At 70.4% G+C, this 19,555-nt stretch carries 16 protein-coding genes; 11 read left to right on the forward strand and 5 right to left on the reverse strand.

All coding sequences use genetic code 11. The features are described 5' to 3' along the window. Positions 1–108 precede the first annotated feature (108 nt). Together O6P37_RS20995 and gltB are read right to left on the reverse strand one after the other, a co-directional pair. Positions 109–1,575 carry a glutamate synthase subunit beta gene (locus O6P37_RS20995; protein ID WP_269895906.1) on the reverse strand — a complete coding sequence of 489 codons (1,467 nt, stop codon included), beginning with the start codon at positions 1,573–1,575 and terminating at the stop codon, positions 109–111. Then, positions 1,568–6,151, reverse strand: coding sequence for a glutamate synthase large subunit (gltB, locus tag O6P37_RS21000; RefSeq protein WP_269895907.1), 4,584 nt, complete (start codon positions 6,149–6,151; stop codon positions 1,568–1,570). Before gltB ends, O6P37_RS20995 begins: the two co-directional genes overlap by 8 nt. 468 nt (positions 6,152–6,619) lie before the next feature. Between gltB and O6P37_RS21005 the strand changes: the two genes are divergently transcribed. The 3 genes from O6P37_RS21005 (at position 6,620) to aqpZ (ending at position 9,782) form a co-directional block, all read left to right on the forward strand. Further along, positions 6,620–7,414 (forward strand): PaaI family thioesterase, encoded by a 795-nt coding sequence (locus tag O6P37_RS21005; RefSeq protein ID WP_269895908.1) that lies wholly within the window; start codon positions 6,620–6,622, stop codon positions 7,412–7,414. Between the two features lie 28 nt (positions 7,415–7,442). Next, positions 7,443–8,861, forward strand: coding sequence for a chloride channel protein (locus O6P37_RS21010; RefSeq protein WP_269895909.1), 1,419 nt, complete (start codon positions 7,443–7,445; stop codon positions 8,859–8,861). A gap of 96 nt (positions 8,862–8,957) precedes the next feature. Further along, positions 8,958–9,782 (forward strand): aquaporin Z, encoded by an 825-nt coding sequence (aqpZ, locus tag O6P37_RS21015; RefSeq protein ID WP_269895910.1) that lies wholly within the window; start codon positions 8,958–8,960, stop codon positions 9,780–9,782. Between the two features lie 13 nt (positions 9,783–9,795). On the opposite strand, the gene O6P37_RS21020 is transcribed toward aqpZ, so the two are convergent. Together O6P37_RS21020 and O6P37_RS21025 are read right to left on the reverse strand one after the other, a co-directional pair. After that, a complete protein-coding gene (locus tag O6P37_RS21020; RefSeq protein WP_264014326.1) occupies positions 9,796–10,350 on the reverse strand; it encodes a Dps family protein in 555 nt (184 codons plus the stop codon). A gap of 81 nt (positions 10,351–10,431) precedes the next feature. Next, positions 10,432–11,286, reverse strand: coding sequence for a DNA-3-methyladenine glycosylase family protein (locus O6P37_RS21025; protein WP_408633223.1), 855 nt, complete (start codon positions 11,284–11,286; stop codon positions 10,432–10,434). Between the two features lie 213 nt (positions 11,287–11,499). Here O6P37_RS21025 and O6P37_RS21030 point away from each other — a divergent pair, with 213 nt between their 5' ends. Genes O6P37_RS21030 through O6P37_RS21065 form a run of 8 tightly spaced genes read left to right on the forward strand, consistent with a single transcriptional unit; the run spans position 11,500 to position 19,102 of the window. Then, positions 11,500–12,636 carry a polyprenyl synthetase family protein gene (locus O6P37_RS21030; protein ID WP_269895912.1) on the forward strand — a complete coding sequence of 379 codons (1,137 nt, stop codon included), beginning with the start codon at positions 11,500–11,502 and terminating at the stop codon, positions 12,634–12,636. A gap of 22 nt (positions 12,637–12,658) precedes the next feature. Further along, complete coding sequence (crtI, locus tag O6P37_RS21035) at positions 12,659–14,173, forward strand: phytoene desaturase family protein (protein WP_269895913.1); 1,515 nt, start codon at positions 12,659–12,661, stop codon at positions 14,171–14,173. After that, on the forward strand, positions 14,170–15,153 hold the full coding sequence (locus O6P37_RS21040) for a phytoene/squalene synthase family protein (protein WP_269895914.1): 984 nt from the start codon (positions 14,170–14,172) through the stop codon (positions 15,151–15,153). Before crtI ends, O6P37_RS21040 begins: the two co-directional genes overlap by 4 nt. A 2-nt stretch (positions 15,154–15,155) precedes the next feature. Beyond that, on the forward strand, positions 15,156–15,497 hold the full coding sequence (locus tag O6P37_RS21045; RefSeq protein WP_264014330.1) for a lycopene cyclase domain-containing protein: 342 nt from the start codon (positions 15,156–15,158) through the stop codon (positions 15,495–15,497). Continuing rightward, a complete protein-coding gene (locus O6P37_RS21050) occupies positions 15,494–15,829 on the forward strand; it encodes a lycopene cyclase domain-containing protein (RefSeq protein ID WP_269895915.1) in 336 nt (111 codons plus the stop codon). The genes O6P37_RS21045 and O6P37_RS21050 overlap by 4 nt, the downstream gene beginning before the upstream one ends. Beyond that, positions 15,826–16,536 carry a class I SAM-dependent methyltransferase gene (locus O6P37_RS21055; protein WP_408633220.1) on the forward strand — a complete coding sequence of 237 codons (711 nt, stop codon included), beginning with the start codon at positions 15,826–15,828 and terminating at the stop codon, positions 16,534–16,536. Before O6P37_RS21050 ends, O6P37_RS21055 begins: the two co-directional genes overlap by 4 nt. Further along, entirely contained in the window at positions 16,533–18,098 is a 1,566-nt protein-coding gene (locus O6P37_RS21060; protein ID WP_269895916.1) for an FAD-dependent oxidoreductase, read from the forward strand. Before O6P37_RS21055 ends, O6P37_RS21060 begins: the two co-directional genes overlap by 4 nt. After that, entirely contained in the window at positions 18,095–19,102 is a 1,008-nt protein-coding gene (locus O6P37_RS21065) for a DUF5914 domain-containing protein (RefSeq protein WP_269895917.1), read from the forward strand. Before O6P37_RS21060 ends, O6P37_RS21065 begins: the two co-directional genes overlap by 4 nt. Here the strand turns inward: O6P37_RS21065 and O6P37_RS21070 are convergent. Beyond that, entirely contained in the window at positions 19,099–19,470 is a 372-nt protein-coding gene (locus tag O6P37_RS21070) for a DUF427 domain-containing protein (protein WP_264014335.1), read from the reverse strand. The genes O6P37_RS21065 and O6P37_RS21070 overlap by 4 nt on opposite strands. Between the last annotated feature and the right edge of the window lie 85 nt (positions 19,471–19,555).

The raw sequence follows: 19,555 nt of genomic DNA on the forward strand, positions 1-19,555 counted from the left end.
AAACACTTCCCCGGCAAATGGTGGGAGGCGCGCCGAGTAATCATCTGCTGTTTCTGGTGGGACTGGTGTGGCGACTGTGACCTTTCACAGCCGCCCCATCCAAACTCCCTACCGCTGCGGGGCGGCCGTCGGCTCGATCGGAACAGGCAGCGCCGTCTGACCCATCAGGTAGCGGTCCACGCCCGCCGCGGCGGCGCGGCCCTCGGCGATCGCCCACACGATCAGCGACTGCCCGCGGCCCATGTCACCGGCGACGAACACGCCCGGCACCGACGTCGCGAAGTCCTTGTCGCGCGCGACGTTGCCCCGGTCGGTGAGCTCCACCTTCAGCTCGGTGAGCAGGCCGTCCTTCTCCGGGCCGACGAAGCCCATCGCCAGCAGCACCAGGTCGGCCTCCAGCTCGAAGTCGGATCCCTCGACCCGCTCGAACTTGCCGGCCTTCATCTCGACCTCGTGCACCTTGAGCGACTTCACCTTGCCGTCCTCACCGCAGAACTCCTCGGTGTTGACGGAGAACACCCGCTCGCCGCCCTCCTCGTGCGCGGACGACACCCGGTACATCAGCGGGTACGTCGGCCACGGGGTGGTGTCGGCCCGGGTCTCCGGCGGCCGGGGCATGATCTCGAACTGGTACACCGTCTCCGCGCCCTGCCGGTGCGACGTGCCGAGGCAGTCGGCGCCGGTGTCGCCGCCGCCGATGATCACCACCTTCTTGCCCTTGGCGGTGATCGGCGGTTCGCCGTCCTCGCCGAGCACCGGATCACCCAGTTGCACGCGGTTGGCCCAGGGCAGGAACTCCATGGCCTGGTAGATGCCCTCGAGGTCGCGACCGGGAATCGGCAGGTCGCGCCACGCCGTCGCGCCACCGGCGAGCACCACCGCGTCGAAGTCCGCGCGAAGCTGCTCGACGGTGATGTCGACGCCGACGTCGACCCCGGTGCGGAACTGCGTCCCCTCGGCCCGCATCTGCTCCAGCCTGCGGTCGATGTGGCGCTTCTCCATCTTGAACTCGGGGATGCCGTAGCGCAGCAGGCCGCCGATCCGGTCGGCGCGCTCCAGCACCGTCACCTCGTGTCCGGCGCGGGTCAGCTGCTGGGCGGCGGCCAGGCCGGCGGGCCCGGATCCGACGACGGCCACCTTCTTGCCGGTCAGCCGGTCGGGCGGCAGCGGCACCACCCAGCCGTTCTCGAAGGCGTTGTCGATGATCTCGACCTCGACCTGCTTGATGGTCACCGGATCCTGGTTGATGCCGAGCACGCACGACGCCTCGCACGGCGCCGGGCACAGCCGCCCGGTGAACTCCGGGAAGTTGTTGGTGGCGTGCAGCCGCTCGATGGATTCCCGCCAGCGGTCGCGGAACACCAGGTCGTTCCACTCGGGGATCAGGTTGCCCAGCGGACAGCCGTTGTGGCAGAACGGGATACCGCAGTCCATACAGCGCGCCGCCTGCGACTGCAGCGTCTCGTGGGAGAAGTCCTCGTAGACCTCTTTCCAATCACGCAGTCGCAGGTCGACCGGCCGGCGCTGCGGGGTCTCGCGGTGGGTGTACTTGAGAAAGCCCTTCGGATCAGCCACTTGCCGCCGCCATGATCGCCTCGTCCACGTCGACACCGTTGCGCTCGGCCTCGGCGATCGCCTCCAGAACCCGCTTGTAGTCCTTGGGCATCACCTTGACGAACTTCTCCAATTCCGTGTTCCAATCCGCCAGAACCCGTTGTCCCACCGCCGAATCAGTGGCGTCGACATGGGCCTGGACCGCAGCGTGCAGCCATTCGCGGTCCTCGTCGTCGAGGCCGTCCAGCTCCACCATCTCGGCATTGAGGTGCTCCGGCAGCTTGCCGTGCGGGTCGTGCACGTAGGCGATGCCGCCGGACATGCCGGCCGCGAAGTTGCGCCCGGTCGGGCCGAGGATCACCACCTTGCCGCCCGTCATGTACTCGCAGCCGTGGTCGCCGACTCCCTCGACCACGGCTTCCGCGCCGGAGTTGCGCACCGCGAACCGCTCCCCCACCTGACCGCGGAGGAACATCTTGCCGCTGGTGGCGCCGAACAGGATCACGTTGCCCGCGATGATGTTGTCCTCGGCGACATAGTCGGCAGGCGCGTCGTCGGGCGGCCGCACCACGACCTGCCCACCGGACAGTCCCTTGCCGACGTAGTCGTTGGCGTCACCGTAGACCCGCAGCGTGATGCCGCGCGGCACGAACGCCCCGAAGCTGTTGCCCGCTGAGCCGTCGAAGGTGATGTCGATCGTGCCGTCGGGAAGACCCTGCCCGCCATAGGCTTTGGTCAGCTCGTGGCCGAGCATCGTGCCCACCGTGCGGTTCACGTTGGCGATGGTGGTGTTGAACCGCACCGGCTTCCCGGAATCGAGCGCCTCCCGGCTCATCACGATGAGCTGCTGGTCGAGTGCCTTGTCCAGCCCGTGGTCCTGACGTGAGCTGCAGTACAGGTCCTGATTCATGAACGCCGACTCGGGCTCGTGCAGCACCGGAGACAGGTCGAGCTTGTAGGCCTTCCAGTGCTCGGCGGCCTGCGTGGTGTCCAGCGCGCCGACCTGCCCGACCATCTCGTTGACGGTGCGGAAGCCCAGCTCCGCCATCAGCTCGCGGACCTCTTCGGCGATGAACATGAAGAAGTTCTCCACGAACTCCGGCTTGGCGTTGAACCGCTTGCGCAGCACCGGGTTCTGAGTGGCCACGCCGACCGGGCAGGTGTCGAGGTGACACACGCGCATCATGATGCAGCCGGCCACCACCAGGGGTGCGGTCGCGAAGCCGAACTCCTCGGCGCCCAGCAGTGCGGCGACGACGACGTCGCGGCCGGTCTTCAGCTGGCCGTCGACCTGCACGACGATCCGGTCGCGAAGTCCGTTGAGCAGCAAAGTCTGCTGGGTCTCGGCCAGACCGAGCTCCCACGGGGCGCCCGCGTGCTTCTGCGACGTCAGCGGGGTCGCCCCGGTGCCGCCGTCGTGACCCGAGATCAGCACCACGTCGGCGTGCGCCTTCGACACACCCGCGGCGACGGTGCCGACGCCGTTCTCCGAGACCAGCTTCACGTGCACGCGGGCCTGCGGGTTGGCGTTCTTCAGGTCGTGGATCAGCTGCGCCAGATCCTCGATCGAGTAGATGTCGTGGTGCGGCGGCGGCGAGATCAGCCCGACGCCCGGCGTCGAATGCCGCACCTCGGCCACCCACGGGTACACCTTGTGGCCCGGAAGCTGCCCGCCCTCACCGGGTTTCGCGCCCTGCGCCATCTTGATCTGGATGTCAGTGCAGTTGGTTAGGTAGTGGCTGGTGACGCCGAACCGGCCCGAGGCCACCTGCTTGATGGCGCTGCGACGCCAGTCGCCGTTCGGGTCGCGGTCGAAGCGACTGACGGCCTCGCCGCCCTCGCCCGAGTTCGACCGCCCGCCGAGCCGGTTCATCGCGATCGCCAGGGTCTCGTGCGCCTCGGCCGAGATCGAGCCGTAGCTCATCGCGCCGGTGGAGAACCGCTTGACGATCTCCGTCGCCGGTTCCACCTCGTCGATCGGCACCGACGGCCGCAGCCCGCTGCGGAACTTCAGCAGGCCGCGCAGCGACGCCATCCGCTTGCTCTGATCGTCGATCAGTCCGGTGTACTCCTTGAAGATGGAGAACTGGCCGGTGCGGGTGGAGTGCTGCAGCTTGAACACCGTGTCCGGATTGAACAGGTGGTATTCGCCCTCGCGGCGCCACTGGTACTCGCCGCCCACCTCGAGTTCGCGGTGCGCGCGCTCGTCGGGCCGGTCCAGGTAGGCCAACGCATGCCGGCTGGCGACGTCGGTGGCGATGTCCTCGAGGTCGATGCCGCCGGTCGGGCAGCTCAGCCCGGTGAAGTACTCGTCGAGCACCTGCTGGGAGATGCCGATGGCCTGGAAGAGCTGGGCGCCGGTGTAGGAGGCCAGCGTGGAGATGCCCATCTTGGACATCACCTTCAGCACACCCTTGCCCGCGGCCTTGACGTAGTTGGCCTTGGCCTGGTCGCTGCTGATGCCGGTGATCACACCGCGGTCGACCATGTCCTCGATCGACTCGAACGCCATGTACGGGTTGATGGCCGCGGCGCCGAAACCGCACAGGGCGGCCATGTGGTGCACCTCGCGGGCGTCACCCGCCTCGACGACCAGCCCGACCTTGGTGCGGGTGCGGTCGCGCACCAGGTGGTGGTGCACTGCCGACACGCTCAGCAGCGACGGGATGGGCGCCAGCTGTTCGTCGGACTCGCGGTCGGACAGCACGATGATGCGCGCACCGTCGCGGATCGCCGCCGACACCTTGGCCCGCACGTTGTCCAGCGCCTCCTTGAGCCCCTGGCCGCCGCGGTTCACCGGGTACAGGCAGCGGATCACCGCGGCGCGCATCCCGTGCTTGTTGCCGCGGATCTCGTGGTCGGGGTCGACGCACATCAGCTTCGACAGCTCGGCGTTGCGCAGGATCGGCTGGGGCAGCACGATCTGCCTGCACGACTCGCTGTCCGGGTTGAGCAGGTCGCCCTCCGGGCCGACAGTGCCCTGCAGGCTGGTCACCACCTCTTCGCGGATGGCGTCCAGCGGCGGGTTCGTCACCTGGGCGAACAGCTGCTGGAAGTAGTCGTAGAGCATCCGCGACCGCTGGGAGAGCACCGCGATCGGGGTGTCGGTGCCCATCGAGCCGAGCGCCTCGGCGCCGTTGCGCGCCATCGGCGCCACGAGCAGGTTGAGCTCCTCGTAGGTGAAGCCGAAGATCTGCTGCCGCAGCACCACCCGGTGGTGGGGCATCCGGACGTAGTCGCCGGGCGGCAGTTCCTCGAGCCGGAACAGGCCGTTGTCCAGCCACTCCTGATAGGGGTGCTCGGCGGCGAGTTCGGCCTTGATCTCCTCGTCGTCGACGATGCGGCCCTGGGCGGTGTCCACCAGGAACATCCGGCCGGGCTGCAGGCGCATCTTCTTGACCACGGTGGACGGGTCGAGGTTGAGCACACCCGCCTCGGACGCCATCACCACCAGGCCGTCCTCGGTGACCCAGATGCGCGACGGGCGCAGGCCGTTGCGGTCGAGCACGGCGCCGATCACGGTGCCGTCGGTGAAGCACACCGACGCCGGGCCGTCCCACGGCTCCATCAGCGACGAGTGGTACTCGTAGAACGCCCGCTGAGCGGGGTCCATCGACTCGTGGCGTTCCCACGCCTCGGGGATCATCATCAGCACGGCGTGCGGCAGGCTGCGGCCGCCGAGGTGCAGCAGTTCGAGCACCTCGTCGAAGCGCGCGGTGTCCGAGGCGCCGGGCGTGCAGACCGGGGTGATCTTGTCCAGGTCCTGCTCGGATCCGAAGACGTCGGTCTTGATCAGCGCCTCGCGCGCCCGCATCCAGTTCTCGTTGCCGGTGACGGTGTTGATCTCACCGTTGTGGGCGACCCGGCGGAACGGGTGCGCCAGCGGCCACGACGGGAACGTGTTGGTGGAGAACCGCGAGTGCACGATGCCCAGCGCGCTGGTCAGCCGGTCGTCCTGCAGATCGAGGTAGAACGCCTTGAGCTGCGGGGTGGTCAGCATGCCCTTGTAGACGAAGGTCTGCCCGGAAAGGCTTGGGAAGTAGACCGTTTCGCGGCCGGGGCCGTCCTGGCCCGGACCCTTGGTGCCGAGTTCGTGCTCGGCGCGCTTGCGCACCACGTAGGCGCGGCGCTCGAGGTCCATGCCGTCGGCGCCGGCGATGAACACCTGCCGGAAGGTCGGCATCGCGTCACGGGCCAGCGCGCCGAGTGAGGAGTCGTCGGTCGGCACGTCGCGCCAGCCGATCACGTGCAGGCCCTCGGCCTCGGCGATCTTCTCCACCGCCTCGCACGCCACGGCGGCGTCCTTCGACGACTGCGGCAGGAAGGCGATACCCGTCGCGTAGCTGCCCGCAGGCGGCAGGTCGAATTCCACCACCGCGCGCAGGAAGTCGTCGGGCACCTGGAGCAGGATGCCCGCGCCGTCACCGGTGTTCGGTTCGGCGCCCTGGGCACCGCGGTGTTCCAGGTTCAACAGTGCCGTGATGGCGTTGTCGACGATGTCGCGGCTGCGACGGCCGTGGATGTCGGCGACCATCGCCACGCCGCACGAATCGTGCTCGAACGCGGGGTTGTACAGCCCTTGTTTCCTGGGCGCCATTCCCACCTGACCCTTACTCTCACGCCTTACACAAAGTGCACCGTTGACGGCCGTCTGCGACGGCCTGGCCGGTTGGCGGAGGAGGTCGTCCGTGCAGCACTGAACAGCGGCCTTTTTCCCCATCGCCTCAATGGGAGAAAACGATAGGACAAACACCGCCTGACATGCCAACTTAGTCTGACCTAACTATACTCGCCGGCCGCGTTGCCGGCCCGCATCACCCGTGGCCGTCGTGACCGCGAATACCGTTGCCGCATCGACCCTTTGGGTACACCCCCCGGCATCACCCCGCCGGGCGGTCACGGCCATCCCGGTTGCTGATCCGCCATATAAGTTTGCTGCAGAAAGTTCTCATGGCCGCTTTGCTGCGCCTTCGGTGGTTCGACGATTTGCGCGAAAGCCTAGTCAGATTCTTAGAGTCGACTCCGTCACGCGGGCCGAGGGGGTGACCCGGCACACTTGGCTGCGATGTCACATCCGCTCAACACCCCCATCGGCCGGTTCGGTATCGAGACGCACGAGGGCACCGGCACCCGCGTCGTCGCGACGATCCCGGTCGCGGGCCTGGTCAATCCCCTCACCGGCGCGCCCACCGTGGCTCCGCTGGCGATGCTGCTCGACCACGTCGGCGGGCTGGCAAACCACATCCGCAAGGGCGACGACGAGTGGACCCTGACCACCGAACTGTCGCTGGAACTCGTCCCCGAGGCGGTCGACCTCATCGCCGGCCACGACGATCCGGTGGTGGCCCACGCCCGCCCGTTCGCCCACAAGACCCGCACGGCGCTGGCCCTGGCCGAGTTCACCCACCGTGGGACCGTCATCGGCACCGGCACGGTGCGGTCGTTCTACATCGTCGCGGCCGAATTCATTGACTTCCCGTCCGACCCCGCCCACCACGAACGCAAGAGCGGGCTGGCCGACATGATGGCGGTCCGTCCCGGACCCGGCCAGGCCGAACTGCGCCAGGCCGCCGACCCGGTGCTCAACAACAGCCTCGGCGTCGTGCACGGCGGTGTCGCGGCGACCGGGCTGGAACTGGTGGCCGACGCCGCGGTCAATGCCGCGGGCACGGCGGGCGACCCGCCGCTGCGCACCGGATCACTGCGGGTCAACTATCTGCGACGGCTGCTCGCCGGCGACCAATCCCGGTACGAGGCAACGGCCTTGCGGGTCGGCCGGAGCACCGGCACCGCCTCGGCGCAGGCCGTCGGAGCGGACGGCCGCCAGGCGCTGACCGCCCACTACACCGCCTATCGCTGACGGTGCCGCTCGGCTAGCATCGGCCACCATGTCCGACGCCCGCGGCACCACAGGCGGGCTCGGCGGTCTCGGCAGGTTCATCCGCGACTCGGGATACCTGCGCAAGTGGCTGATCCTCGGGCTTTCCATCGGCGTCATCGCCGGCCTCGGCGCCGTCGTGTTCTATCTCGCCCTGGACTACGCCGGCCGGTTCCTGCTCGGTGAACTCGGCGGCTACGACATCCCGAGACCCGACGGCGAGGGCGGCGGGGACCCGGGATCGCCGGGATTCGAGCGGCCCTGGGCGATTCCGCTGATCGCCTGCGGCGGCGCCCTGGTGTCGGCGTGGCTCGTCGCCAAGTTCGCCCCGGAGGCCGAGGGCCACGGCACCGACAGCGCGATCGAGGCGGTGCACTCCGACCCGCGCAGCATCCGCACCCGCGCCATCGTGGTGAAGACCATCACCAGCGCGCTGACCATCGGATCCGGTGGATCCGGCGGGCGTGAGGGCCCGGCCGCTCAGATCTCGGCCGGCTTCGGATCCATTCTGGCCCGCAGGCTCGACCTGTCCGACGACGACGGCCGCATCGCGGTGTCGCTGGGCATCGGCGCGGGTATCGGCGCCATCTTCGGTGCGCCACTGGGCGGAGCGGTGCTGGCCGCGTCGATCGTCTATCGCGAGGACTTCGACTACAAGGCGCTGGTGCCCGGCTTCATCACCTCGGCCACCGCATACGCGGTACTGGGGTCGATCCTCGGCTTCGAGCCGCTGTTCGGTTCTCTGGCAGCCGATTTCCGGTTCGACCAGCCGCTGACACTGGTGTGGTTCGTGCTCCTCGGCCTGGCCGCCGCGGCGGTGGGCCTGCTGTACGCCCGGACCTTCTACGGCACCGTGGCGCTGACGGCGAGACTCCCCGGCGGCAAGGTGATCAAGCCGGCCCTCGGCGGCCTCGCGGTCGGCCTGCTGGCACTGCTCCTGCCGCAGGTGCTGGCCAGCGGCTACGGCTGGGCGCAGAAGGCCGCGGCCACCGACACGCTGATGGCGATCCCGCTGTGGGTGGTGCTGGTGTTGCCGTTCGCCAAGATCGTGGCCACCTCGCTGTCCATCGGAACGGGCGGCTCGGGCGGCATCTTCGGGCCGGGCATCGTCATCGGCGCGTTCGTCGGGGCGGCGATCTGGCGGCTCGGGGAACTCGCAGGCGCACCGGGGCTGCCCGACAGCCCCGCGGTGTTCGTGGTGGTGGGCATGATGGCGTGCTTCGGCAGCGTGGCCCACGCGCCGCTGGCGGTGATGATCATGGTGGCCGAGATGACCGATTCGTTCTCGGTGATCCCCTGCGCCATGGTCGCCGTCGGCATCGCCTATCTCGTCGTCACCCGCACGAATGTGTCCATCTACCAGGCTCAGCGGCTGAACCGGGAGACCGCGGCGGCGCAGCGGGCCGCGTCGTCGCCACCGCCGGACTGACGTCTCTATCCGGACACGATCCGGGTACGACGGTGCCGCCGCGGCGGCGCCGCATGCCACGCTGTGACAGGGGTCACTCCGACGAGGGGGTAGGTCATGCGCGAGCCGACGATGTCACACCGACTGGCGGCTGAGTTCATCGGGACGTTCTGGCTGGTGCTCGGCGGCTGCGGCAGCGCCGTGTTCGCCGCCAAGTTCACCGCCGCCGACGGCTATTCGCTGGGCATCGGATTCTCGGGCGTCGCACTGGCTTTCGGCCTCACGGTGCTCACCGGCATCTACGCTTTCGGCACCATCTCCGGTGGCCACTTCAATCCCGCGGTGACCCTCGGCGCCGCACTCGCGCGGCGCGTGGAATGGCGTGTGCTGCCCGCCTACTGGATCACCCAGGTGATCGGCGGCCTGGTGGCCGGCCTGGTGATCTACGTCGTGGCGCAGGGTCGCGCGGACTGGACCGCGACGGGGAACATGGCGGCCAACGGGTTCGGCGACCATTCACCCGGCGGCTACTCGCTGTGGGCGGTGCTCGTGGCCGAGGTGGTGCTGACCGGCATCTTCCTGCTGGTGATCCTCGGCTCGACCGACGACCGGGCCCCGCACGGCTTCGCCGGATTGTCGATCGGGCTCACCCTGACCCTGATCCACCTGATCTCGATCCCGATCTCGAACACCTCGGTGAACCCCGCGCGCAGCACCGGGGTCGCGTTCTTCAACGGCGACGGGGCGCCCGCGCAACTGTGGGCGTTCTGGCTGGCGCCGCTGGTGGGCGCGGCGATCGCCGGCCTGGCGTATCCGTATCTGTTCGGCCGCAACGAAGAGCTGGCCGATCGCCCGGTCCGCGACGACGCGCTGGACGCGGAGACGGACCTCGCCGACCTGCGGGCAGACGAATCAGGCCCGCACCCCTCGGGGCGGGCCTGACTCGTCGGAGCCGCTACTTGGTGCCGTTGGAGCGGGCGCTGTCCGCGGCGCCCTTCTCGGTCGACTTGCCCTCATGGGTCAGCTTGCCGCCGGCGCTCTCCAGGTGCGCACGGACGAACCACTGGAACTTCTCCAGCTCGGCCGAGTGGCCGATCAGCATGTCGTTGGTGATGGGGTCGGGCTCCTCGGTCTCCTCGATGTTCTTACGGGTGTCCGCGATGACGCCGTCGTAGACCAGGTCCAGCGCGGCGAGGTGGGCGGCGACGGTGTCCCGCTCGAGTGAGTAGTCGTCCCACGACCGGTCGCTGATGATGGCACCGGGGGTGCCCTTCGGTGAGGCGCCCAGCGTCGCGATGCGCTCGGCCACCTCGTCGGCGTAGCCGCGCACCAGTTCCACCTGCGGGTCGATCATCTCGTGCACGCCGATGAAGTTCGGCCCCACCACGTTCCAGTGGACGTGCTTGAGCGTCAGGTGCAGATCGTTGTAGCGGCTGAGCTGCTTCTGCAGGATCTCGGCGACCTTGGCGCCCTCTTTGTCGGTCATACCGGGAACGGTGAACTGAGTCATCGATAGCTCCTTTGCGCGTGATCAAGTCGTCGCGAGCCGCATACCCGCGGGTCGCGGACCGTAATCAGTGCCGTGCCGACGTCACATTTCGGCCAGATTCGGCACCGCCATCCGCGCACCGAACCGCGGATTGCGGGCGAGTCCGCTGACCTCGAGCAGCCGGACGGCGCGGTGGCGGTGTGGGCGCAGCGGCTCGAGCAGGGTGACCATCTCGGGATCGTCGATCGGGTGCCCGAGCAGACTCCAGCCGACCATCTTCGCCACGTGATAGTCGCCCACCGAGAGGGCGTCGGCGTCGCCGAAGGCCCGCTGGGCGGTCTCGGCGGCCGTCCACTCACCGACGCCCGGCAGCGACATCATCGCGGCCCGGGCCTGCTCGGCGGGCCGGGCCACCAGCCGCTCGAGCGCATCGGCGCGCTGCGCGCACAGCACCACGGTGCGGGCGCGGCGCGGATCGACATTGGCCCGGTGGAACACCCAGGACGGGATCAGCCGCCACACCTCGGCCGGCGGCGGCACCCGCATCCGCTCGGGCGCAGGCCCCGGCGCGGGCGAGCCGTACCGGGTGACCAGCTGCCGCCAGGCCCGGAACGCGTCGATCCCCTGCACCCGCTGCTCGAGCACCGCGGGGATGAGCGCCTCGAGCACCCGGCCGGTGCGGGCCAGCCGCAGGTGGGGCACCCGCCGGTACGCCGCGGCGATGGTGGGTTCCTCGGGCGCGAAGCCTGCGGTGTCGTCCTCGGCGCCCAGCAGGGCGGGCAGAGCCTCGATGAACTCCGCGGCGCCTGCGCCCCACGCCTCGCAGTCGACGGTGTCGGGTGCGGCGCGGGTGATGCGCGCCGTCACCGGCCCGGACGTCATCAGGCTGGTGCGCCAGATCGCGCCGTCGGCGGCGGTCAGGAAACACGGGTCGTACCGGCCGCGGCGCAGCGGCATCAACGTCAGCGCCGGGCTGGCGGGACCGCCGAAGGACACGCTGCGGCGGACCGCCCGGTGTGTGTCCACGTGGCGACTCCGTCCCGTTCCCGAAGGGCTTCTGCGTGTGACGTGTTGATGACATCCAGCCCGGATTGGGCCGCTGGGCTGGGGGGTATGCCGACTCCACCCTAGTTTGAAGTGGGTATCGGTTCGCGCGTGGAAAGGTTCGGGGTGAGTGGTGTCGGCGATCGCACGTTGGCGGGCACCTTGCAGACCATCGCGGTAGCGCCACCGAACGGGAGTTCCGGCGCGCCGTTCGAGGTCTGGCGCAGCGACGTGCGGGCAGCGGTGCTCGGCGCGGTCACCGGGTTCGTCACCGACCGGTGCACCGCCGACCTGCGGGCCACCGGAGTGGACATCGCCCCCGCCGTGCTCGCGGACTTCGTCAGCGACGGCAAGTGCCTGCGCTCCACGTTCATGTACCTGGGCTGGCTCAGCGGCGCCGCACCTGACGACGCCGCGCTGCGCGCCGCCGCCAGCTTCGAGCTGCTGCACACCTTCGCCCTGCTGCAGGACGATGTGATGGACGATTCGCCGTTGCGCCGCGGGCTGCCGTCGGCACATGTGCGGTTCGCCGACTGGCACCGCGAGCGGGGGCTGGCCGGCTCGGCCGAGCGGTTCGGCGCGTCCGCAGCGGTGCTGCTCGGCGATCTGTGCCTGGTGTGGGCGGCGCAGATGCTGCGCGAGAGCGGGCTGAGCGCGACGGCCCTTGCCCGGGCGTGGCCGCGGTACGACGCGATGCGCACCGAACTCGCCGTCGGACAGTTTGCGGATCTGGTCAACGACGCAGGCGGACGGCCGACACTGGAGGCCGTGTTGGACGTCGCGCGGCGCAAGTCCGGTAACTACACGGTGCGCCGCCCGCTCGAGATCGGGGGCGCGCTCGCCGGCTGCCCGGAGGACACGGTGACGCTGCTCGGCCGCTACGGCGCGGCCGTCGGCGAGGCATTCCAGCTGCGTGACGACCTGCTCGGCATCTTCGGCTCACCCTCGGTGACCGGCAAACCGGCCGGCGGCGACCTGTCCGAGCACAAGGCCACCAGCGTGGTGATGGCCGCCCACCACCTCGCCGACGCGGGCGCGCGGCGCCAGCTCGACGAGCTGATGGCCCAGCGCGAGCTGAGCGACGCCGACATCATGCGGTGGCGGGCGCTCATCGCCGCCACCGGCGCCGTGCAGTGGATCGAGCAGCTGATCGACCGCAAGCTCAGCCACGCGCTGGAGCGCGTCCACACCAGCAGGCTCGACACCACCGTGCGCGCCGCGCTGGTGGAGATGGCTGCGGTCTGCACGCGGCGGGCGGCATGACGAGTCAGGCAGGAGCTGGTTGATGCGCACACTCGAGGGCAAGACCGACCGCGTGGTCGTGGTCGGCGCCGGCCTGTCGGGGCTGTCGGCCGCCCTGCAGCTCGCCGGCCGGGGCCGCACGGTCACCGTCGTGGAACGCGAGACCTTCCCCGGCGGCCGGATGGGCCGCCTGGACATCGACGGGTACCGCATCGACACCGGCCCGACGGTGCTGACGATGCCCGACATCCTCGACGAGGCCTTCGCCGCGGTGGGTGACTCGATGGCCGACCGCGTCGAGTTGCTGCCGGTGGACCCGGCCTACCACGCCTCGTTCGCCGACGGCAGCGGGCTGGACGTGCACACCGATCCGGCGGCGATGACCGCCGAGATCGAACGGTTCGCCGGCGGCGAGGCCGCGCGCGGCTACACCGAACTGCGCGAGTGGCTGACCCGGCTGTACCAAGTGGAGTTCGACGGCTTCATCGGGTCGAACTTCGACTCGCCGCTGTCGCTGCTGACGCCGCAGCTGGCCCGGCTCGCCGCCATCGGCGGGTTCCGGCGCTGGGACAAGGTGATCCGCCGTTTCATCACCGACGAGCGGCTGCGCCGGATCTTCACCTTCCAGGCGCTCTACGCGGGGGTGCCGCCGGACCGCGCGCTGGCGGCCTACGCCGTCATCGCCTACATGGACACCGTCGCCGGGGTCTACTTCCCACGCGGCGGCATGCGGGCCGTGCCGTCGGCGATGGCCGCCGCGGCCGCCGACGCGGGTGTCGAATTCCACTACGGCGCAACGGTGTCGGAGTTGGAGCAGCGCGACGGCCGGGTGATCGCGGTGCACACCGACGACGGCCGGCGCTTCGCCGCCGACGCGGTGGTGCTGACCACCGAGCTGCCCGCCACCTACCGGATGCTGGGCCGCACCCCGCGCCGCCTGCTGCCGATCCGGCCGGCACCCTCGGCCGTGGTCGCGCACGTCGGCTGCAGCACCGTGGACGAGAGCGTCGGCCACCACAACATCCTGTTCGGCGGCGCATGGGAGCAGACCTTCCGCGACATCATCGACGACGGCCGCGTGATGGGCGATCCGTCGCTGCTGGTCACCCGGCCCAGCGCCGGCGACGCCAGTCTCGCTCCCGCCGGGCGCGACCTGCTCTATGTACTCGCGCCGGCGCCCAACACCGCCGTCGGAACGGTGGACTGGGCACGCACCGGCGCCGCCTACACCGAGCAGATGCTGGCCACGGTGCAGGCGAGGCTGCCCGGCGTCGGCACCGACCTGCGACTGCTGCACGTGGTGAACCCCGACGACTGGGCGCGCGACGGCATGGTGGCCGGCACGCCGTTCTCGCTGGCGCACACCTTCGCGCAGACCGGCCCGTTCCGGCCGGCGAACACCGTGCGCGGAATCGACAACGTGGTGCTGGCCGGGTCCTCGACGGTGCCCGGCGTCGGCATCCCCACCGCTGTGCTGTCCGGCCGGCTGGCCGCCGACCGGGTCACCGGAGCCGTCACCCGTCCGGCGCCGACGAGAACGAGGAGCGGGCTGCCATGATCGGTTCGGAGCTCGACGCCGCCGGCGTCCACGACCCCGCGCTGCGCGACGCCTACCGCCGCTGCCGGTTGATCAACGCCCGGCACGGGCGGACGTTCTTCCTGGCCACCCGGCTGCTGGCGCCCGAGCAGCGGCCCGCCGTGCACGCGCTGTACGGCTTCGCCCGCCAGGCCGACGACATCCTCGACGACTTCGACCCCGTCATCCCGATCAGCGAACGCGCCGACAACCTGCAGCGGCTGGCCACCCGGCTGTTCAACCGGATGACCAAGGGCACCGGCGGATCCGCCGAATCCAACGGGCACGGCCCCGCCGACCCGGACGACAAGGCGCTCGACGCCGTGGTGCACACCGCCCGGCGCTACGGCATCGCGTGGGAGCTGTTCGACGACTTCCTGGCGTCGATGCGGATGGACCTCACGGTCACCGACTATCCGGACCGTGCGGCGCTGGACCGCTACATGTACGGCTCCGCGGAGGTGATCGGCCTGCAGATGGTGCCGGTCCTCGGCACGGTCGGCCCCCGCGAGGACGCCGCGCCCTACGCCGCCGCGCTCGGCAAGGCCTTCCAGCTCACCAACTTCCTGCGCGACGTCAACGAGGATCTGGAACGCGGCCGGGTGTACCTGCCCGCCGACGAGCTCGCCGCCCACGGGGTGGACCGCGACCTGTTGCAGTGGTGCCGCGCCAACGGGCGCACCGATGCGCGGGTGCGGAGCGCCCTGGCCGAGCAGCACGCCGCGGCCCGCCGGATCTACGACTACGCCGAGGGCGGGATCGCGCTGCTCGCGCCGCGCTCGCGGCCCTGCGTCAGCGCCGCGCAGGTGCTGTACTCGGAGATCCTGGACCGCATCGAGGAGATCGACTTCGACATCTTCACCCAGCGCGCGACGGTCGGCACCGGCCGACGGCTGCAGGTCGCCGGCGCCGGGTTGGTGCGGGCCTGGCGCGCACGGATGGCCAACCCTGTAAAGGTGTAGCCATGGATCACTGGCAATACCTGATGGTGCTGGGCGCCTGCCTGGCGATCACATTGCCGCTGGAGTTCTTCGGTTCCGGGGTGTACCGCCAGATCGGCCGCACCGCATCGGCGCTGCTGCCCGTCGCGGCGGTGTTCGTCACCTGGGACGTGCTGGCCATCAGCGGGCAGGTCTGGACCTACAACCCCGATTACGTCACCGGGATCCGCATCGGCAGCCTGCCGCTGGAGGAACTGCTGTTCTTCCTGGTGATCCCGCTGTGCGGACTGCTCACCTACAACGCCGTCACCTCCTGCCTGGAACTGATGCGGCGGCTGCGCGACCGGTCATCGGAGTCCGCGTGATCGGCATCGGTTACACCCTGCCCGCCGTGGTCTCGGTGCTCCTGGTGGTCGCGTGGGAGTTGGTCTTCCTGCGCACCGGGCTGTTCCGACGGCCCGCCTACTGGATGTCGATGGCGATCGTGCTCGGCTTCCAGATCCCCGTCGACGGGTGGCTGACCAAACTGTCGGCGCCGATCGTCGTCTACCACGACGACCACTTCAGCGGCATCCGGTTCCCGTGGGACATCCCGGTGGAGGACTTCCTCTTCGGGTTCTCGATGGTGACCGCGGTGCTGCTGCTGTGGGAACGTCAGCGTCTGCGCCGCGAGACGGCGGAAAGTGAGGCCATGTGAGCGGACTGAGTCGCGACCACGTTCCCGAATCCTTCGACGCCGGGGCGGCCGCGTACGACCGGCTGGTCGGCGCGAATCCCGGCTACGAGGATCACCTGCGGATCTCCGCGCAGCGAATGAGATTGCCGCGCAACGGCGCCGGGCTGCGCCTGCTCGACGCCGGCTGCGGCACCGGGTTGTCGACGGCGGCACTGCTCTCGGTGGCGCCCGAGGCCGAGATCGTGGCGGTGGACGGTTCGGCGGGCATGCTCGCCGAGGCCACCGCCAAGACCTGGCCGGCGTCGGTGCGCTTCGTGCACAGCCGCATCGAGGACCTCGCCGCGGCCGGGGTGGACGGCCCCTTCGACGGGATCTTCGCCGCGTACCTGATCCGCAACCTGCCCGACCCCGACGCGCAGCTGCAGACGTTCCGCACGCTGCTGCGGCCGGGGGCGCCGCTCGCGGTGCACGACTACTCGGTGCGCGACTCCCGGGTGGCCACCGTCGTGTGGAACGCGGTGTGCTGGACCGTGATCATCCCCGCAGGCCGGCTGCGCACCGGCGACGCCTCGCTGTACCGATACCTGCGGCGCAGCGTGATGGAGTTCGACGGCGCCGCGGCTTTCCGGGACCGGTTGCGCCGCAACGGCTTCAATGACGTCGACAGCGACACCATGCCCGGCTGGCAGCGCGACATCGTGCACACCTTCACCGCGGTGGCGTCGTGACCGACCCCCGCCGCGTCCTGCACCCGGCCCCGCCGGGCGCACTGAACGCCGACGCCCTGCCGCGGCGACCGCGGGCCGTGGTGGTGGGCGCGGGCATCGCGGGCCTCGCGGCGGCCACCGGCCTGGCCGAACGCGGCATCGAGGTGGAGGTCGTGGAGCGCGAATCATATCTGGGCGGCCGGGTCGGCGGCTGGGAGGACGACCTGCCCGACGGCACGCCGGTGACCATGAACCGCGGCTTCCACGCCTTCTTCCGCCAGTACTACAACCTGCGGCACCTGTTGAGCCGCATCGATCCCGGGCTGCGGATGCTGGTGCCGGTCGAGGACTACCCGCTGATCGACGCCCACGGCCGGGTGGACACGTTCCGCGGACTGCCGCAGAGCCCGCCGTGGAACGCGCTGGTGTTCGCGCTGCGCAGCCCGACGTTCCGGCTGCGCGACCTGGTCCGCGTCGACGGCCGGGCCGCGGGCCCGCTGGCGACGGTGTCGGTGCCCGACATCTACGACCGCCTCGATCACGTCGACGCCGACACGTTCCTGCGGGACATCAACTTCCCGGAGGCCGCCCGGCACCTGGCGTTCGAGGTGTTCTCCCGCAGTTTCTTCGCGCTGCCCGAGGAGCTGTCGGCGGCCGAGCTGGCCACCATGTTCCACATCTACTTCCTCGGCTCGAGCGAGGGCCTGGTGTTCGACGTGGCGAACGCGAACTTCGACGAGGCGCTGTGGCAGCCGATGCGCGAGCGACTGGAGGGCCTCGGCGTGCGCTTCCACACCGGGATCTCCGTGAGCGAAGTGGCCACAACCGATGAGCAGCAAGGCTTTCGGGTGCACTGCGATTCGGGCGCGACGCTGGACGCGGACGGCGTGGTGCTGGCCACCGACGTGACAGCTCTGCGCGGCATCGTCGGACGGTCACCCTCGCTCGGCGACGCTGACTGGCGGGCCCGCGTCGACGCGCTGGGCACCGCACCGCCGTTCGTGGTGCAGCGGCTCTGGCTCGACCGGCCGGTGCACCCCGACCGGCCCGCCTTTCTCGGCACGGGCGGGCGTCCGCCGTTGGACAATGTCAGTGTGCTGGAACGCTACGAACGACAGGCCGCCGAATGGGCCGGCCGCACCGGTGGGTCGGTGGTCGAACTGCATTCCTACGCCGCGGTCGGACCCGCTGGGGCGAGCGAAGCGACGGGGAGTGTCGCCGACGAGCTGCCGGGCCGGCTGCTGGCCCGGCTGCACGAGTTGTACCCGGAGACCAGGGACGCTCGTGTCGTCGGCGAACTGGTGCTGCGCCGTCAGGACTGCCCGCGGTTCGCCCCCGGCGACTTCGACCGCAGGCCCGGCGTGGCGACCCCGACCGACGGGCTCGCACTGGCCGGTGACGGCATCCGCATCGACCTGCCCGTCGCGCTGATGGAGCGGGCCGCCACCACCGGCTGGTCCGCCGCCAACCAGCTGCTGCAGAGCTTCGGCATCGCCGGGCATGCGCTGGTGACGGTGCCGACCGAAGGCCGGTCCCCCACGTTGAGCCGGCTGGTCGCTCGGGCAGAGCGGGACGCGTCGTGAGCCGGCTCGCCGAGCTGAAGGCCAAGTGGGACAAGGTGGTCCCGTTCGAGGTGCTGCCGAAGATCCCGTGGGCCCGCCAGGAGCCCACGTACCGGGAGGCGCAGCCCGCCGTCATCGACCGCGCGCTGGCCCGGGCGCAGGCCCGGCCGACCGGCAACTGGTTCACGTTCGCCGCCAGCGACGACGTCGGCGACAAGCCGTTGGGCACCTCGGTGGGCGGCGTGGAGATCGTGGCGTGGCGCGGCGCCGCCGGTGAACTGCGCGTGGGACCGGGCAGCTGCCCGCACCTGGGCGCCGAGCTCGCCACCGGCACCGTGGACTGCGGTGCGCTGGTGTGCTCCTGGCACGGGCTGCGGCTGGGCGGTGACCGCCGCGAATTCGGCTGGAAGCCCTACCCAGCCCACGACGACGGGGTGCTGGCCTGGGTCCGCCTGGACGCTGTCGGCGGCGAGACGCCCACCGATGCGCCGCTGATCCCGGCGCGGCCACCGGCGCCCTACTTGCATGCCGTCACCCGGCTCGAGGGGGTGTGCGAGCCGGCCGACATCATCGCCAACCGGCTCGACCCCTGGCACGGTGCGTGGTTCCACCCGTATTCGTTCACCCGGCTCGACGTGCTCAGCGCGCCACCCGCCGACGGTGAGGTCACCGAACAGGCGGACCGCTTCCTGGTGGCGGTCACCTTCCGGCTGGGCCGCCTCGGCGTCCCGGTGATCGCCGAGTTCACCGCGCCGGGCCCGCGGACCATCGTGATGCGCATCGTCGACGGCGAGGGCGCGAGCAGCGTCGTCGAGACCCACGCGACGCCCGTCGGGCCCGGTCCCGACGGCCGGCCACGCACCGCGGTGATCGAGGCCGTCGTTGCGCACTCGGACCGGCCCAACTTCGGCTACGGCGTGTACGCGGCGCCGCTGATCGCCCCCGTCATGCGGTACGCCGCGACCCGGCTGTGGCGCGACGACCTGGCTTACGCCGAGCGCCGCTACCTGGTGCGCAGCCGCTAACCGACCGTGATCTCGGCCTTGTCCGGGTAGAACGCGACCCGGCCTGCGATCGCGGCGACCGCGGGGTACGGCTTCGGGTAGGTCCAGATCGCGTCCTCGACGACGTCGTCGCCCGCGGCGACGGAGTAGTAGGCGGCCTCACCCTTGTACGGGCAGTACGTGCCGGTGTTGCTGTGCTGCAGCCGCTCGGCGACCACGTCGGACAGCGGGATGTACTGCACCGCGGGATAGGTCGACTCCTGCAGGGTCACTGCGTCGGTGGTGTCGGCGACCAGTTCGCCGTTGACCCGCACGGTCACCCGCGCTCCGGTCGGCGTGACGGTGATCGGGTGCTCTGCGGTGGGGTGCAGGACGGGACGTTCTGTCATCGGAGGTCTCCTCACGCGTGCGTCATCCACTCTCCTCCTGCCAACCCTGTGCCGCCGGGGATTCTTCCGCAGCGGTCCACCGAGT

This window comes from Mycobacterium hippophais (assembly GCF_027529605.1).
GTDB classification, from domain to species: domain Bacteria; phylum Actinomycetota; class Actinomycetes; order Mycobacteriales; family Mycobacteriaceae; genus Mycobacterium; species Mycobacterium arseniciresistens.